General features: G+C 59.8%; 17 protein-coding genes and 1 pseudogene. 1 reads left to right on the forward strand and 17 read right to left on the reverse strand.

Features of this window, described 5'->3' with window-relative positions; all coding sequences use genetic code 11:
* Positions 1-100: 100 nt before the first annotated feature.
* From FFS64_RS05475 to FFS64_RS05500, 6 genes are all read right to left on the reverse strand, one after another.
* A complete protein-coding gene (locus FFS64_RS05475; RefSeq protein WP_137804517.1) occupies positions 101-1,099 on the reverse strand; it encodes an ADP-ribosylglycohydrolase family protein in 999 nt (332 codons plus the stop codon).
* Entirely contained in the window at positions 1,096-1,809 is a 714-nt protein-coding gene (locus FFS64_RS05480; protein WP_095195586.1) for a GntR family transcriptional regulator, read from the reverse strand. Before FFS64_RS05480 ends, FFS64_RS05475 begins: the two co-directional genes overlap by 4 nt.
* Before the next feature lie 187 nt (positions 1,810-1,996).
* Positions 1,997-2,965, reverse strand: coding sequence for an L-arabinose ABC transporter permease AraH (gene araH / locus FFS64_RS05485; RefSeq protein WP_095195599.1), 969 nt, complete (start codon positions 2,963-2,965; stop codon positions 1,997-1,999).
* Between the two features lie 12 nt (positions 2,966-2,977).
* The gene (gene araG, locus FFS64_RS05490) at positions 2,978-4,522 is read right to left on the reverse strand and encodes an L-arabinose ABC transporter ATP-binding protein AraG (protein WP_137804518.1); all 1,545 of its coding nucleotides are present in this window, start codon (positions 4,520-4,522) and stop codon (positions 2,978-2,980) included.
* A gap of 64 nt (positions 4,523-4,586) precedes the next feature.
* Complete coding sequence (locus FFS64_RS05495; protein ID WP_095195583.1) at positions 4,587-5,591, reverse strand: substrate-binding domain-containing protein; 1,005 nt, start codon at positions 5,589-5,591, stop codon at positions 4,587-4,589.
* Positions 5,592-5,723: 132 nt separating this feature from the next.
* A complete protein-coding gene (locus tag FFS64_RS05500) occupies positions 5,724-6,542 on the reverse strand; it encodes an SDR family oxidoreductase (protein WP_137804519.1) in 819 nt (272 codons plus the stop codon).
* Between FFS64_RS05500 and FFS64_RS05505 the strand changes: the two genes are divergently transcribed.
* The gene (locus tag FFS64_RS05505; protein ID WP_137804520.1) at positions 6,541-6,726 is read left to right on the forward strand and encodes a hypothetical protein; all 186 of its coding nucleotides are present in this window, start codon (positions 6,541-6,543) and stop codon (positions 6,724-6,726) included. The two genes, FFS64_RS05500 and FFS64_RS05505, sit on opposite strands and share 2 nt — an antisense overlap.
* 99 nt (positions 6,727-6,825) lie before the next feature.
* Here the strand turns inward: FFS64_RS05505 and FFS64_RS05510 are convergent, their stop codons facing one another.
* The 11 genes and pseudogenes from FFS64_RS05510 to mltG all read right to left on the reverse strand — a co-directional run bounded on the left by FFS64_RS05510 (position 6,826) and on the right by mltG (position 16,028).
* The gene (locus tag FFS64_RS05510) at positions 6,826-7,701 is read right to left on the reverse strand and encodes an SMP-30/gluconolactonase/LRE family protein (protein ID WP_137804521.1); all 876 of its coding nucleotides are present in this window, start codon (positions 7,699-7,701) and stop codon (positions 6,826-6,828) included.
* Between the two features lie 130 nt (positions 7,702-7,831).
* Complete coding sequence (locus tag FFS64_RS05520; RefSeq protein ID WP_137804523.1) at positions 7,832-8,548, reverse strand: FadR/GntR family transcriptional regulator; 717 nt, start codon at positions 8,546-8,548, stop codon at positions 7,832-7,834.
* A gap of 170 nt (positions 8,549-8,718) precedes the next feature.
* Positions 8,719-9,279 carry a DUF1285 domain-containing protein gene (locus FFS64_RS05525; protein WP_137804524.1) on the reverse strand — a complete coding sequence of 187 codons (561 nt, stop codon included), beginning with the start codon at positions 9,277-9,279 and terminating at the stop codon, positions 8,719-8,721.
* Between the two features lie 15 nt (positions 9,280-9,294).
* Complete coding sequence (locus FFS64_RS05530; protein ID WP_137804525.1) at positions 9,295-9,903, reverse strand: DUF4823 domain-containing protein; 609 nt, start codon at positions 9,901-9,903, stop codon at positions 9,295-9,297.
* Positions 9,904-10,071: 168 nt separating this feature from the next.
* Positions 10,072-11,040 carry a GTP 3',8-cyclase MoaA gene (locus FFS64_RS05535; protein ID WP_137804526.1) on the reverse strand — a complete coding sequence of 323 codons (969 nt, stop codon included), beginning with the start codon at positions 11,038-11,040 and terminating at the stop codon, positions 10,072-10,074.
* Between the two features lie 138 nt (positions 11,041-11,178).
* A complete protein-coding gene (locus FFS64_RS05540) occupies positions 11,179-11,817 on the reverse strand; it encodes a TetR/AcrR family transcriptional regulator (protein WP_034149949.1) in 639 nt (212 codons plus the stop codon).
* A 342-nt stretch (positions 11,818-12,159) separates the two neighbouring features.
* Positions 12,160-12,945 carry a TatD family hydrolase gene (locus tag FFS64_RS05545; protein ID WP_137804527.1) on the reverse strand — a complete coding sequence of 262 codons (786 nt, stop codon included), beginning with the start codon at positions 12,943-12,945 and terminating at the stop codon, positions 12,160-12,162.
* A 13-nt stretch (positions 12,946-12,958) separates the two neighbouring features.
* Positions 12,959-13,027, reverse strand: a pseudogene (locus tag FFS64_RS05550) (pilus assembly protein PilZ); the annotation flags it as partial.
* Positions 13,028-13,116: 89 nt separating this feature from the next.
* Complete coding sequence (locus FFS64_RS05555) at positions 13,117-14,103, reverse strand: DNA polymerase III subunit delta' (protein ID WP_137804528.1); 987 nt, start codon at positions 14,101-14,103, stop codon at positions 13,117-13,119.
* Positions 14,096-14,728, reverse strand: a complete 633-nt coding sequence (gene tmk, locus FFS64_RS05560) for a dTMP kinase (RefSeq protein WP_137804529.1) — start codon at positions 14,726-14,728, stop codon at positions 14,096-14,098. The genes FFS64_RS05555 and tmk overlap by 8 nt, the downstream gene beginning before the upstream one ends.
* Before the next feature lie 19 nt (positions 14,729-14,747).
* Positions 14,748-16,028, reverse strand: coding sequence for an endolytic transglycosylase MltG (gene mltG / locus FFS64_RS05565; RefSeq protein ID WP_137804530.1), 1,281 nt, complete (start codon positions 16,026-16,028; stop codon positions 14,748-14,750).
* Positions 16,029-16,030 lie beyond the last annotated feature (2 nt).

The raw sequence follows: 16,030 nt of genomic DNA on the forward strand, positions 1-16,030 counted from the left end.
GGCGGCGTGGCGTTCGCGAGCAGGCTCGCTCCCACAGGGGGATTTATGTCACTCACAGATCCAGTGTGGGGCGAGCCTGCTCGCGAAGTGGCCAGTCCAGTCAGCGCAAGGCCAACAACCCCTGCACCAGCGGCTCAAGCGCCAGATCATTAACCGCTTTGACCTTATCGATCAACGCCACCGGCCAACTCTCAAGCCCTAGACAAGCCCCAAGCATCGCCCCAAGAATCGCCGCGATGGTATCGGTGTCGCCACCCAGGCTCGCCGCCATGCACAGTGCTTCGAAGGCATTCATTTCGCCGATGGCCACTTGCTGGGCCAGGGCAAACGACACCACCACCGATTCTTGCGAAGCCACCGAGGTGCCGATCACGTCGTATAACAAATCGGCGAGCATCGCCTTGTCGTTGTCGACGCTGATGGTCCGCGCCCAACTGATGCGCGAAGCGATACGTCCGCCGGCAACCCAGTGGCCATGGCTTTCCGCTTGCTGGGCGATTTGCTGGCCGAGGTTCAACGCCTCGCCCAGGTCCAGACCGTTGATCCCGGCCGAGACCACCGCCGCCACCGCCGCCGCACTGGAAATGCCCAGCGTGGTGTTGTGGGTGACCTGACAGGCCTGCACCACGGCCGCGATGAAATGCTCAGGATCGGCGACATCCGCGGCAATCCCCACCGGGGTGATGCGCATCGCCGCGCCATTGGTGGTGCCGTAGCGCCCCGCCTCTTCCGCCGAATGCCCGGCGAGAATCATTTCGATGGCGCGTTTGGTCGAGGGGCCGAGCAGATCCTGCGAGCCCTTGGCCTGCATTTCGGCTTCCCACTCGATCAGTCGTTGGGCGAGCAGCGCCGGTTCGATCCGGCCCTTGCCGTCGAGCAATAACTGACCGACCAGGATCGCCTGTTCGGTGTCATCAGTGATCGAGCCTTTAGGCATGTTGGCGGCGATTGGTTGTAGAGGACCCGCGTCTTGCAGATCGATGATTTCGCCGAAGCGCATCTTGATCTCGGCACGGCTCAGGGATTGGGTCGGCATGCCCAGTGCATCGCCCAGGGCCAGACCGTAGAACGCGCCCAGGGCACGATTGAGCGCCGTCATTTCATCGTTCCAAATTGCAGGTGCATACGGAAATGCACAGGGTCGAGCAAGCTTTCGACCTGCTCCATGAAGCGGTTTTGCCGGTCGTAGGTAGTGCGCAGGGCCTTGAGGAATACGGTGCCGACCGGACGCCCCAACAGCTCAGCGTCTTCGGCGTTCAACGGTTCGGCGCCGATCCATTGATCGCCGCGTTCACCGATATAGCCGTAGGCGGCCAGGGTGATGGTCAGGGAGTTATCAATCAAACCGACCCGCGGCAGGCCTTCCAGGCCTCCAGTAGCGGGCATCAATGAGCGTTCGAGGGAAACCAGCGTGCCGTCGTTGGAGCGGCGGCGGCGGTCGAGGGTGATGAATTGGTCGGTGCCGAAACGCGACAGCAGGTCAGGACGGGTCACCGCCTCCAGCCGCAGCACTTCGGTATTGACCAGCGCGCCGCTGTCGGCCAGGGCCTGGGCCCAGCCGCTGCGCTGGTCGAGTGCCACACCGTCGAACGTGACGATGGAACCCACCCCGCTTTGCGTCGCGATGTAGTTGCGCCGTTTCAATTCGGCCAGGGCTTCACGCAATGTACCTCGGCTGACTTTGAATTCTTGAGCCAACTGATGCTCGCCCGGCAGATGAAAGCCGTCTTCCATGAGACCGCTTTCAATGCGCCGGATGAGTTCGTCGACCACCCGTTGTTTCTTGTCGAATCGTACCTGTCTAATCATGTACAAATTGATACCCGAAACGGGTTGTGGCGGGCAAGGGATATTTGGGGGCAATGACGGAAGGAGTGTTGTTTGGGTAGTAACCAATGTGAGAGCGAGCCTGCTCGCGAAGACGTCGGCACATCCGACATCAAAGTGTCAGACCCGCCGCTTTCGCGAGCAGGCTCGCTCCCACAAGGGATAGAGGTCAGCGTTGCTTGAGGCGATCGATGACGACAGCCAGCAACAAAATCGAACCCCGAATCACATACTGGTAAAACGTATCGATGTTCTTCAGGTTCATCGCGTTCTCGATGATCGCCAGAATCAACACCCCGGCAATCACGTGCCGGATCATGCCGATCCCGCCGCTCAAGGACACCCCGCCCAACACGCAGGCCGAAATCACCGTCAGCTCGAAACCCTGGCCGATCATGGGTTGGCCCGAGGTCATGCGCGACGCCAGGATCACCCCGGCCAGCGCACCGATCAACCCGTGCACAGCGAAGATGATGATCTTGGTCCGGTCAACGTTGACCCCCGCCAGCAGCGCCGCTTCCTGGTTGCCGCCGATGGCCATGGTGTTGCGCCCGTAGGTGGTGTAGTTGAGCAACCAGCCGAAGAACAGGAAGCAGACGATGGTGATCAGGATCGGCACCGGCACGCCGAACAACTGGCCATTGCCGAACACGAAGAACGATTCCTGGGACACGCCCACCGCTTTGCCGTTGGCGAAGATGTAAGCCAGGCCGCGCACGATCTGCATAGTCGCCAGGGTGGTAATCAACGCGTTGACCCGCAATTTGGCAATCACGATGCCGTTGATCAAACCGACGATCAGCCCCATTACCAGTGCCGCGCTGACGCCGAGGAACACGCTGTCGGTGTCGCGCATCACCACTGCCGCGACCACGCCGGCGCAGGCAATCACTGAACCCACCGACAAGTCGAAATGTCCGGACGCCAGGCAATACAACATGGTGCACGCGGCAATCCCCGTGGTGGAAATCGCCAAGCCCAGGCCGCGCATGTTCAACGGCGAAAGGAAGTTGTCGATCAGCAAGGTGCAGAGCACGAAGATCCCGACGGCCGCCAGCAGCATCACCCAGTCATCGAGAAAGCGCCGCAGGTCCAGGGGTTTGCGTGCAGTGGGCAGGGTTTCGTTTTGGGTTGTCATCATAGTCACCTCTCAGTTCGCCACGCCGTCAGCGCGTTGGCGCGGCAAAGCCAGTTGCAGCAGGTTGGATTCATTGGCCTGTTCGCGGCCCAGTTCGCCGCGCATCGCGCCTTCGCACAGCACCAGGATGCGGTCGGAAATGCCCATCACTTCCATCAGGTCGCTGGACACCACGATCACCGCGATACCACTGGCGGCCAGGTTGTGGATGATCTGGTAGATCTCGGCCTTGGCGCCGATGTCGATGCCACGGGTGGGCTCGTCGAGCAGCAAGACTTTCATCGGCATCGACAGCCAGCGACCGAGAATCGCCTTCTGCTGATTGCCACCGGACAGGAACTTGATCTGTTGCCCGGCGTGAGGCGTCTTCACTTTCAGTGCCTTGATCTGCTTGTCGGCGTTGTCCTTTTCCCAGATCCCGCGGATCAGGCAGCCGAGGCCGGAGTGGGCACCGCGGGCGCTGATGTTGATGTTCTCGGCGACGCTGGCCAGCGGGATAATGCCCTCCTTCTTGCGATCTTCCGGACACAGCAGAATGCCGGCGGCGATGGCATCGCGAGGTGAGCGCAGTTTCAGCTCATGACCACGCAACTCAAGGCGTCCGGCAGTGTTGCGCTCCAGACCGCTGAGCAGGCGAAACAGCTCCGTGCGACCGGCGCCGACCAGACCGAACAACCCGAGAATCTCGCCTTTGTGCGCCTCGAAACTCACCGGTTCCCGCAAACCCGGCCCCAGCAGGCCATCGACCTTCAACGCCACCGCGCCTCGCGGACGCGGGCGATAATCGTAAATGTCCTGGATGTCGCGGCCGACCATGCACGTGACCAATTGATCGTGGGTCAGCTCGCTCATGTCTTCGAAGGTGCGCACGTATCGGCCGTCCTTGAACACCGTCACCGCGTCGCAGATACGGAACACTTCTTCCATGCGATGGGAGACATACAGCACCACTTTGCCTTCGTCGCGCAGGCGACCGATGATCGCCATCAAGCGATCGATTTCCCGCGCCGAAAGGCTGCTGGTGGGCTCATCGAAGGCAATCACATGGGCACCACGGGACAAGGCCTTGGCAATTTCCACCAGTTGCCGTTGCCCGAGGGACAAGCGTCCGACTTTCTCCTGCGGATCAATCTCGTCCGCCAGGCCTTTGAGGCAGGCCAATGCTTGCTGACGCAAAGTGCGGCGATTGATCAGTCCGAAACTGGCCGGCAGGTGACCCAGGAACAGGTTTTCCGCCACGGTCATTTCCGGGACCAGGTGCAACTCCTGATGGATCACCGCTACGCCGCTGCCAATGCTGTCGGCCGTAGACTTGAAATCCATCGTTTGCTCGCCGATCTGCAACGTGCCGCTGCTCGGGATATAGGCGCCACCGAGGATTTTCAGCAGCGTTGATTTGCCAGCGCCATTCTCGCCCATCAAGGCATGAACCTGCCCCGGATGGGCGACGAAGTTGATATTGTCCAAGGCCTTCACGCCGGGAAAAGTCTTGCCTATCCCGTTGAAGCGCAAGCAGCCGCCTGCAGTCTGTTTTTGTACTCGTGTTTGCGCGCGCATAACCACCTCATCACACAGATCAGGCGGCCCCGTTTCCGAGGCCGCCGATGAAATCAACCGGCCCTCAGTTCCACAGGCCGATCTTTTCCAGTTCCTGCTTGAAGTTGTCGCGGGTGATCAGCGTCACGTCGTCCATGGCGGTGTATTTCGCCGGTTCTTTGCCGGTGGTAATCCACTCGTACATCATGCTGGCGGTGTTATAGCCCTCGATGTGCGGGCTCGGCAGCATCGAGCCGTAGAAGCCGCTGTCGGGTTTCTTCAGTTCGCCAATGGCGTCGGTGCCGTTGATGCCGATACCGATCACGTTCTTCGCCGCGAAACCGGCGCTCTCGGTGGCGCGCACGCCGCCCAGCACGGTGTTGTCGTTCATGCCGCCGATGATCAGGTTCTTCGCCGCACCCGGCAGTTTCACCAGCGCCGAGTTGGTGGCATCCATGCTGCCCGGCACGTCGAGGGTTTTGAGGGCCGAGAACAGGATGTGATCCTTTGGCATGCCGGCATCTTCCAGCGCCTTGACCGAACCGTCGGTGCGTTTCTTGCCGGTATCGAGTTCGTTGTAGGTGTTGATGACCGCGTAGGTGTCTTTCCATTCCCAGCCGCGTTTTTTCGCTTCGGCGGCCATGGCACTGCCTTGTTTCTGGCCAACTTCGAAGGCGGCCATGCCCAGATACGGAACGTCTTCCATGAACTTGCCGCTGGCGTCGACGAAGCGGTCATCGACAGCAATCACTTTCAAACCGTTGAGCTTGGCCTTGGCCATGATGGCCGGGCCCAGGGATACATCCGGCGGGCAGATCACAAACCCTTTGGCGCCGTTGGCCGCCAGGCTATCGATGGCCGACAGGGTTTTTTCGCCGTCCGGTACAGCGATCTTGATCAGGGTGAAGCCCTTGTCCTTCCCGGCTTTTTCGGCGAACGCCCATTCGGTCTGGAACCAGGGCTCTTCCGCTTGCTTGACCAGAAAACCGATTTTCACTTCCTCGGCCGCCAGCAACGTGCTGCTGAGGCTGACCGCGCTGACCGCCAAAGCGGCACAGCACAGGGAACGGATTGCATGACGACGATTCATAAGCTGACTCCTTGTTATTTTTGTGAGCATTCTTCGAAAGCGTTCTTTAAGGCGGTGAAACCGTACTGCCAATAGTCATATCGTATGATGATTGGATTTCAAGCGTAGTTGTGCGCCTGAAATCCCGCTCATTCAGTCGTGGTACATCACCGAGCGCCCACCATCGATGGTGATGCACGAAGCATTGATAAACGGCGCTTCATCGCTGGCCAGGAACACTGCGGTCATCGCCACTTCGATCGGCTGACCGATGCGGCGCGGCGGGTGCAGATCAAACGCACGTTGACGCTCGGCATGGGGGTCGGCAAAACCGTTCCAGTAGTCGACGTTCAGTTGGGTTTCGATGTAGCCCGGTGCGATGGCGTTGACGCGAATACCCTTCGGCGCATATTCGATGCCCAGGGCGCGGGTCAGGCCGAGCAGTCCGTGCTTGGCCACCGGGTACGGAAAGCAGCCCGGAATGATGTGGCTGGAATGGATAGAAGCGATGTTGATGATGCTGCCGATGCCCTGTTCGATCATCTGCGGCAACACCGCCTTGCAACCGTACCAGGCGCCATCAAGGTCGATGGCGAAGCAGCGACGCCAGTCTTCTTCGGTCATTTCCAGCGGATCGCGGAACACGTTGACCCCGGCGCAGTTGACCAGCACATCGATCCGGCCGTGACGCTCCACCGCCAGTCTGGCCATGGCCTGCAGATCCTGCTGCTGCGATACGTCGGCCTTGATCGCCACGACATCGGCGCCCTTGTCCCGCCAGTGAGCCGCGACTTTTTCAACTTTCTCGGCCTGAATATCGCTGATGATCAGCTTGGCTTGCTGCGAAGCGAAGGTCGCGACAATCGCCTCGCCGATGCCCTGGGCAGCGCCGGTCAACAGCACGACTTTGTTTTTCAGGCGCTCGCCCTTGGGCGGTTCGGGCACCGGTGGCAAGGAAAGAGGTTCAGCCATGGATCAAGACTCCTGTTCAAAAGCACGACGAAAACCGGGCATCTGCGGATGTCCGGTCAAAAAGCTTTGGGGAAAAACAGGCAGGCGCGAAAGCGTTTCAGCACAGGGCTGGTCTGGAACGCTGACTCCACTGGGGAGTGCGGGGAAATATCGCTGCATCACTTCACCTGTTTTGTTTTTTTAAGTGTGAGTGCGTGTAACTGAGCGTGGAACGATGGTGCCGACTATAAACCCGGCCCACAAAAAATCTCAATATATAATTTTGCATCCCATATACAGGGATTTAGCCAGCAAATCGACTACAGAGTTTTCCGGGTACATCGACGCTAATTGCCAGGACCGCTCCATCCAGCGGATGACCGAGCGGACTGGCGGCGCTGGTGATGTACAAGGTTTTCAGGTCCGGATCGCCAAACACACAACTGGTCGGACGGCTGACGGGCAGCTCGATCACCCGATCGACTATGCCGTCCGGTGTCAGCCTGAGCAGGCAACTGCCGTCCCATCGGGCATTCCAGATAAAACCTTCGGCATCCATCGCCGAACCATCGGGACCGCCACGCCCATGCGGGCCAAACCAGGGCTGAGCGGGTTCAAGACTGCCATCAGTACGAATGAAGTGCCGGTACAGCGTGCCATCGAGGCTGTCGCCGAAAAACACGAACGTGGCGTCGTCGCTCCACAGCAACGTATTGGGAATACCCAGGCCACGGAGCAGCGGCGTCACCCGGGCATCGCGATCAATACGGAATAGCCCGCCGGAACGCCGCTCGATGGGCAAGTCTTCACCTTGCTCACCGATATTGTTTTGCATGGTGCCGAGCCAGAGCCGGCCCTGGGCATCGCAACGGGCTTCGTTGGCGCGATTGCCCGGCTGCGGGTCGGCGACGCATAGCAATGTCAGTCTTGGCTCCAGGCCCGGTGAGTCCAGATCCAGTCGATAGACTCCACTGCTCAATGTCACCAGCGCATCGCCGCTTGCGCAGGGAATGAAAGCCGACACGTGTTCCGGCATCTGCCAGATCTGCACGTTGGCGCCGATCAGCCGCAGCGCTTGCTTGCCGGCGATGTCTACCCAATACAGCGCCTGGGTCGGGGCATCCCAGAACGGGCCTTCGCCGAGTTGTGCCCGGTGTTCGGTAACCGCGGTCCACTCCATGAAACCTCCTGCATTGTTCTTGTTTTTGTGGGAGCGAGCCTGCTCGCGAAAGCAGTGAATCAGTCGACATCTATGTTGAGTGTGCCGGCCCCTTCGCGGGCAGGCTCGCTCCCGCAAGAGGTCTTCGTTGTCAGCCGGTTTTTTTGTCGGCCATGACCTGCGGGTAATAGCGCTTGATGGCCAGGTCGGCGTTATCGATCAGGGTCATGCAGGCCCAGACCGCTCGCGCAGTATCCCGGGCGGCAATGGCGTCGGCCATGTCCTTGTGAATAGGCAACGTGCGGCGCAACTCGTCCGGATCGGCGGCAGACACTTCAAAACACACTGCCAGCAGCGCACCGAGGGCTGGGACCATTTGTTCGATGAATTGATTGTGGCTGGCGGCGAGGATGCACTCGTGGAACAACTGGTCGGCCCGGTTGTAATCGATGCCGCTGTCCACTGCCCGTTCGAGGGCGTTGCAGGCCAAGAGAATCGCCTCCACCTGCGGGGCGGTCGCGCGCTCGCAGGCCCAGCGCACCGCCATCGGTTCGATGGTGCGGCGCAGATCGAGCAAGTCATCGACGAAGTTTTCCGGCAGACCGCTGCGTGACAGCCAGCCCACGACCTGTGGATCGAACAGATTCCAGCGCCGAACCGGCAACACCCGCGTACCGACCTTCGGCCCGACTTCGAGCAGGCCCTTGGCGACCAGGGTCTTGATGGCCTCGCGGATCACTGTGCGGCTGACACCCAGCTGTTCACCCAGATCTGCCTCGACCTTGAGGGCTTCCCCCGGCTTGACCTGCCCGGCAGCGATCCAGCAACCCAGCCAATCGACCGTCGACGCGTGAAAACTGCTGGACAATGGACACCTCAAAGCCAATCGCTATGGAGACCCACGCTAATCATCATACGATTGGGTGTCAAATAGATTTTGAGGAAATTCGGATGCACTGTGGGAGCGACTGCACATTCGGCATCTATGTGCCAGATGCACCGCCTTCGCGAGCAGGCTCGCTCCCACAGTGTTATGTGTCAGGGTTCAAGACCGATGCGGAAGAACTCGCCTGCGCTCCACACGCCGAGCCAGCGCTGCCCATCGATTTCACGACTGACGGCCAGTTCCACCAACTGATAGAACACATTGCGATGGATCAGCGCTTCGAGATTGCTGCGTATGTGGACGTAGGGAGCCGGCTCTTGTGTGTCAGGATCAATCACCACGCGAATCGGATGCTCGGCACCCGCCTCGGCGGTCTCATCAACGTTGGTAGTAAAGCGCAGGATTTGCGCCTCGCCCTCGCCTTCAACCTCCAGCGCAACGGCCACAAAGGGCGCGTCGTCGACTTTGATGCCGACCTTCTCGACCGGAGTAATGAGGAAGTAATCATCGCCGTCGCGGCGAATGATGGTAGAGAACAGCTTGACCATCGGCTTGCGCCCGATCGGTGTGCCCAGGTAATACCAGGTGCCGTCGCGGGCGATACGCATATCGATATCGCCGCAGAAGTCGGGGTTCCACAGGTGGACCGGCGGCAAGCCTTTGGTTTTGGGGATTTGCCCCAACAGGTCGTTGGCTTTTTGCGGGCCACTCATGGCGATCTCCTCGGATTACTGGTCGCTGAGCCCCAACAGACTACGAGCATATTGCTCAAGCGGCGGGCCCATCAGGTCTTCTGGTTTTTCGTCGTGGAACGTCAGCAAACCGCCACGGCTCTTGATACGTGCAGTATCAATCAAATACTGGGTGCTGGTCTCGATCAGCATGATCTGAATCACACCAGTGTCGATGCCGAGACGGTCCACGGCTTCCTGATCCAGCCACTCATCCGAGTTGCCGATGCGGTCATCGGACTTGGCGAATCGGGTGTAGAGCAAGTAATGGGCACCGACGGCACGGGCTTCGCTCATGGCCTGGTCAAGACCTTCCGGCGTGTGCGCGCGGCGGACCATCGGGAAGTATTCAACAAAACCGTCAAAAGCGACTTCAGCGATCACGTTGGGACGCGGGTAAACAGCGCTGCCCGGCGGCACGAAGGCGCCTTGGGCAATGTAGACGAACGAATCCGGCTGAATGCGCAGGTTATTTACGCGGCGGCTGTCGCTGTGATCCAGCAGACCGGCGTCGCTCATATGGTAGCGAGTCCCTTCGGCCATATCGCTGACATTCATGCAGCCACCGAGCGCCAAAACGGCCAGCAGCAAAACCAGGCTACGCATCCTATCCTCCAGAGGCCGGTGACGGAAAACCGGCGAATGGCCGTAGGATGCAGCTTTTGCGCCAGCTTGTGACCAGCAACATTTCATAGACCTCTTCGCGAACAGGCTCGCTCCCACAAAGATTTGCGCCAACCCTGTGGGAGCGAGCCTGCTCGCGAAGAGGCCGGTTCAGCCGCCGATAATTTTCATGACCGTCACACCACCGGAAAACGCCACTTCCTGCTTGTCGCCCAAGGCTTTGACCAGCAGCCTTTGCAACGCCGGCAATGCCTGATGACGCGGCTTGTCCAGCAGATCGCCGACATAGTGGCGGTTACTCGAAGACAGGCAGCCATGCAGCCATCCCGTGGAAGAAAGACGCAGCCGTGAACAGGTACGGCAGAAAGGCACGCTTTCATTAGCGATTACGCCGAAATATCCCTGCCCCGGTATTTCATAACGCACCGCCGTCGCATCCACCGGCGCATCAGCCTGCAGATACTCATAGCGCTCGCCGATCAGGCTGAGTAATTGCTGAAGGCTGACGAACTGCTGCAGGAAGGCGTTTGAGTCGCTGGCCAGGTGGCCCATGCGCATCAGCTCGATAAAGCGCAGCTCATAGCCGCGTTCCAGGCAGTAATCGAGCAGCGGCATCACCTGATCGAGGTTCTGACCGCGCAAGGGCACCATGTTGACCTTGATCTTCATGCCGGCCGCGCGGGCCTGCTCCATGCCGTTGAGTACCGTCGCCAGATCGCCACCACGGGCAATACCGCGAAATGCGCTGGCGTCCAGGGTATCGAGGGAAACGTTGATGCGCCGAATACCGGCGTCCACCAGCAACGGCAGTTTCTTCGCCAGCAATTGACCGTTGGTGGTCAGGCTGATGTCTTGCAAGCCCATCCGCCCGACCGCTGTCATGAAGGTTTCGAGTTTGGGACTGACCAGCGGCTCGCCACCGGTGATGCGCAGGCGCTCGATGCCTGCCGCCTCGATCAGATAGGCCACACCGCGTGCCATGGCTTCGGCCGACAACTCATCCTGCGCAGCCACCAGCCGCTTGCCGTTGGGCACGCAGTAGGTACAGGCGTAGTTGCAGGCGGAGGTCAGACTGACTCGCAAATTGCGAAAACGCCTGCCTTGACGGTCAACGATCATGATCACTCCGGCGAAAGAATATTCGGACCGCTAAAACTTGACTCACAAATCAAGTTTTAGCAAGTCCCATGCCTGAGTATATTCCTGCGGTACTGCGCCATGTAGCGAAATAATGGCGCTATCAGACTGCTGAATGATTCAGCTGCTCGGGGTATCGGTGTCGCGTTTGCGCTTGTTGCCCATGCGCACGCCGATGTCCATCAGGAACTGGAAGAAACCTTCCTGATCTTCCAGCACATTGCTCCAGAACGGCGAGTGATACAGCGCCACGGCACCGTGTACCAGCGCCCAGGATGCGCAGTAATGGAAGTAAGGTGGCACGTCTTCGAGCTTGCCTTCGCTGATCCGGCCCTTGATCAGCAGGGTCAGGCGTTCGAAGTTCGAAGCACGGATCTTGTGCAGTTCCTCGATCATCTCCGGCACCTGATTGCCCTTGACCACCTTTTCTTCCAGGCGGTCGAACAGGCGATAACGCTGTGGATCGCGCATGCGGAATTCGAAATAGGCGCGGGACAGGGCTTCCTTGTCCTTGTCGACGTCGGCAGAGTGCAACAGCTCGTTCAAATCGCGCTCGTAATCGAGCATCAGGCGCAGGTAGATCTCGGCCTTGGACTTGAAGTGCTTGTAGATCGTGCCTTTGCCGATACCGACGGCATCAGCAATCATCTCGACGGTGACACTGTCTTCACCTTGTTCGAGGAACAGCTTGAGCGCGGTATCGAGAATTTCTTGCTCGCGGCGACGAAACTCACGGACCTTACGAGGTTCTTTATGCATAAGAAAAGGTCTGTAGGGGTCAAAATTCGAAGCCGCGTATTATGCCTAAATTACGCAAAAATGCACGGATCATCCGACCATATCTATGTTTCTTGAGTATTTCCTGCAGGGTGGCCTGTTGATGAGAACTCTTCTGAAGCGCCCGTATTCCAAATTTGTTTAAAAACCTTGGCCGACAAACTGGACTCGGCGAAATACTGATCAATACTAGAAATGTCGGCGAGGCATCTCCCCCAAGTGTCGCGCCGATATTGGTACCAACGGACCGCGTACCATTGTTTTACTCCTAATGGTCTTAACCCGGATTCACCCCCCAGAACCCGGGTTTTTTTTGCCTGCGATTTAACCTTTCACATGCGCTAACGGAAATAGACGCTTGAAATTTTCCGTCGTCTGCTCGGCAAATCGATCGAAAGGCTCACCACGCAACATTGCCAGAAATTCCGCCACTTCACGTACGTACTGCGGCAGGTTCGGCTTGCCACGATACGGGATCGGGGCCAGATACGGTGAGTCGGTTTCCACCAGCAACCGGTCGGCCGGCACCTTGCTCGCCACATCACGCAATGCATCGGCATTGCGGAACGTGACAATCCCGGACAGAGAAATGTAATAACCCATGTCCAGCGCGGCTTTCGCCATGTCCCAGTCCTCGGTGAAGCAATGCAGCACGCCCGCCTGGGGCAACGCCGCTTCACGCAGCAGGTTCAAGGTATCGGCGCGGGCGCCACGGGTATGGATGATCACCGGCTTGCCCGTCTGCTGCGCGGCTTGCAGGTGCAATCTGAAAGACTCCTGCTGCAACTCGGCCGCTTCCGGCTCGTAGTGGTAATCAAGGCCGGTTTCACCGATGGCCACCACCCGCGGGTGATTGAGCTCATGCAGCAGCCAGTCCAGCGCAGGCGCCGCCCCCGGCTGCACATCCAGAGGATGCACGCCGACCGAACAGTCGACATCCTCATAGCGCTCGGCCAGGGCTTTGACGTCAGCGGCGTTGTCAGCGCTGACACCGATGCACAGAAAGTGCCCTACCCCGCGCTGGCGCGCCGCATCAAGAGCGGCGTCCAGGGAGCCTTCATGGGCGGCGAGGTCGAGGCGATCAAGGTGACAATGGGAATCTACGAGCATAAAGGGCTGCAACTTACATCGTATGAGTGGGACGGTCGGACTTCAGGGCTCCGGCCAGATAGGTTTCGATTCGACTGCGCGCGGGGACAACATGCCGTTGCGCGGCGCGAGGCTGACAGGCTCATTCATGCTGACCTCCACTGCTGATACTCAGAGTCTAGGCCCGGACTGTCACCTCTGGGTAGGCAGGGAGGCCCATTGCACCAGCAGCGCCTCCAGCAGCAACACCCGATTGAGGTTGGCTTTGCTCAGCACCTTCTGGCGTTGGGCGAGGATCCAGTCCTGGATATTCAGGACTTTGTCCTGGCCGGTTTTCTGTGCCAGGTATTGAATGACTTTGCGCATATCCGTCAACCCGAGCCCTTCTTCATCCTGGGTCAGCTGATAGCGAAGGATCAGGCTAGACCAGTCACAAAACCAGTCGAACAGCAGCAACAACGGAATCGCATTCCAGCCTTCGGCCAGTTGCGTCGGCGATTGCTGCTGCTTGAGCAACTTTTTCACCCCCTCGACCACTTGCGCGCGTTGCTCGCGCACGCCCTGGGCGTGCAGGTTGACGGCGGCCAAGGGCGAACCGGCGGCCAGGGTCAGCAATTCGATGCGCTCTTCTTCCGAACAGTCCGGCAGTGCCCTGGCCAGCCACGTCAGACTCATGGCCTCGCTCGGCAGCGGACAAGCCTGCTGCACGCAGCGGCTCTTGATGGTCGGCAAGAGACGACTGGGCTGGTGGCTGACCAGCAGCAATACCGTATCGCCGGACGGCTCTTCAAGACTTTTGAGCAAGGCGTTGGCGGCATTGATGTTCATCGACTCGACCGGCTCGATCAGCACCACTTTGCGACCGCCCAGTTGTGCGGTTTGAACCACGAAGCTTACCAGATCGCGGACCTGATCGACCTTGATCGCCTTGTCGGCCTCTTCCGGTTCGAGAATGTAGTTATCGGGGTGACTGCCGGCCTTGAGCAACAAACAGGATTTGCATTCGCCACAGGCATCCTGCGCCGTCGGGCGCTGGCACAGCAGGCTGGCCATCAAACGCTCGGCCAGCGCCCGCTTGCCGATCCCGGCCGGGCCATGCAGCAAATAGGCGTGAGCATGCTGCGTACGGCCTGCCAGTTGCTGCCAGAGGCTGTCCTGCCAGGGGTAGGCTTCAGCCACGGGTCAGCTCCAGCAGACGCGGCAACAAGCCATCCAGGGATTGCTGAACCTGCGCCAGCGGTTGCGCAGCATCGATCAGCACGTAACGCGCCGGCTCCGCGGCCGCGCGCTGGAGGAAGGCACTGCGTACGGCATCGAAAAAGGTCCGGCCTTCGAGTTCGAAACGATCCAGGCGGCCACGGGCACTGGCGCGGGCCAGGCCTACCTCAACCGGCAAGTCGAAGATCAGCGTCAGGTCGGGACGCAGATCGCCCTGTACAAAGGTTTCCAGCGTGGCGATACGCTCCAGCGACAATCCGCGACCACCGCCCTGGTAGGCGTAGGTCGAATCGGTAAAACGATCGCACAACACCACGGCACCACGGGCCAATGCCGGGCGAATCACCTCGGCCAGGTGCTGGGCGCGCGCAGCGAACACCAACAGCAACTCGGTGTCCGGATTCATCACTTCGTCGACCGGCGCCAGCAACACTTCGCGAATGCGCTCGGCCAGAGGCGTACCACCGGGTTCACGGGTCAGCACCACCTCGATACCCGCGGCGCGCAGACGCTCGGCGAGATATTCGCGATTAGTACTCTTGCCCGCGCCTTCCGGGCCTTCCAGCGTAATAAACAAGCCAGTCACAGGCAGTCCTTAGTCAGAGTCATTGCGGGCTTTGCGGTGCGTTTGCTTCCGGCTCGGGAGCGGATGCGGGTTCAGGCGCGGATTCTTGCGGCTGTACCGGCGGCAGAACCTCGGGCGCGGTATTGGGCGAAGCGGCCGGGATCGGCGCCTGATCCAGTTCAGCCTGAGATTCGGGAGCTGTAGTTTCCGACGGTTGAGATTGCGGAGCCGGAGCTTCCACAGGCAGAGATTCCTCAACCGGGGTTTGCGCTGTCTCGGACGCACCGACCGACGCCGGGCTGGAGCGATAATCGGCGCGGCGCTTGAGTTGGAACTCTCGCACGGCGTTGTTATGAGCGTCCAGGTCATCGGAGAACACATGGCTGCCATCACCACGCGCCACGAAATAGAGGCTGTTGCCCGACACCGGATTCAGCGCCGCGTGAATCGCTTCGCGGCCGACCATCGCAATCGGGGTCGGCGGAAGCCCTGCAATCACATAGGTGTTGTAAGGCGTCGGTTCCTTGAGATGGGCGCGGGTCAATTTGCCGCTGTATCGATCACCGAGGCCATAGATCACTGTCGGATCGGTTTGCAACAGCATGCCGATCGCCATGCGCCGCACGAACACGCCGGCAATTTGCCCGCGCTCCTGTGGCACGCCGGTTTCCTTTTCCACCAGCGAGGCCATGATCAGCGCCTGGTAGGGCTCGGTGTACGGCACGTCGGCCGAGCGCTGGTTCCATTCCTTGGCGAGTACCTCGTCGAGGCGATCGTAGGCCGTTTTCAGCAACTCGGCGTCGGTCATGCCACGCACGAAACGGTAGGTGTCGGGGAAGAATCGCCCCTCAGGGAAAATCCCGGCATGGCCGAGCTTGTCCATGACCTGGGTGTCGCTCAAACCGTTCAGGGTATGTTCGAGCTTCTCCTCTTTGGCCAGGGCCGCACGGACTTGATGAAAGGTCCAGCCTTCGACCAGGGTCACGCTGTACTGCACCATTTCCCCACGCTTCCACAGGTCGATCAGACCTTCGACGGTCATGCCGGGAAGCATGCGGTATTCGCCGCTGTGCAGGGGCTGTTTAGGCAGGTTGAAGCGCCAGTAAACCCGCAGCCAGAAAGCGTCCTTGATGAGGCCATCGGCTTCGAGTCGCAGGAAGGTACGGTTGGGCGTGGTGCCTTTGGGCACCTCCAGCAGTTCTTCCTGAGCAATGTTCAGCGGCTGCACCAGCGCCGAATGAATTTTCCAGGCGCAAGTGCCCAGCATCAGCCCCGCCAGAACCAGTCCGGTTTCCAGCAGCAGCAAGAATTTACGTCTCACGT

Origin of the sequence: Pseudomonas sp. G(2018) (assembly GCF_005502415.1) — a bacterium.
Classification (GTDB): Bacteria; Pseudomonadota; Gammaproteobacteria; order Pseudomonadales; family Pseudomonadaceae; genus Aquipseudomonas.